The organism is Luteibacter yeojuensis, from assembly GCF_000964085.1.
In the GTDB taxonomy this organism is placed as follows: domain Bacteria; phylum Pseudomonadota; class Gammaproteobacteria; order Xanthomonadales; family Rhodanobacteraceae; genus Luteibacter; species Luteibacter yeojuensis_A.
The window spans coordinates 1-465 of record NZ_JZRB01000098.1 but is presented as its reverse complement, the minus strand read 5'-3'; the positions used below and the strand labels follow the sequence as shown (position 1 = coordinate 465).

General features: G+C 62.6%; 1 protein-coding gene. It reads right to left on the bottom strand.

From position 1 onward, the window contains the following. Positions 1-293 (bottom strand): response regulator (locus tag VI08_RS20300; protein ID WP_045831462.1); only part of this gene is annotated, 293 nt, incomplete at its 3' end. Positions 294-465 lie beyond the last annotated feature (172 nt).

Below are 465 nucleotides of genomic sequence, written 5' to 3'. Positions count from 1 at the left end.
GCGCCCTGGCGCAGGCCCCACACCTTGTCGGTGTCCTGGTCCTTGGTGGTGACCAGGATGATGGGGATGTGCTTCGTGCTGTCTTCCTTGCTGATAGTGCGCGTGGCCTGGAACCCGTTGAGGTTGGGCATGACGACGTCCATCAGGATGAGATCGGGCAGTTCCCGCTTGGCCGCTTCGACGCCGGCGGCGCCGTCTTCGGCCGTGATGGCCTCATGGCCCAGTTTCTCGACGATGCGCTTGATGCCCAGGAGCTGCGACGGCGAATCGTCGACGATCAGGATACGAGCCATTAACTTTCCCCCGGGCGGTGCCCGATTGTTATTCTTTATGGCGAACCAACGGCGACGGTAAACCGTCGCGTGTTGCGCGTTTGGCGATACCCCATTCTACCGGGCTAACGCGCTGTATCAATGGCAGGGCCGGCTCAGCCGGCGATCCGGACCACGGTACGGCCGAATGAGC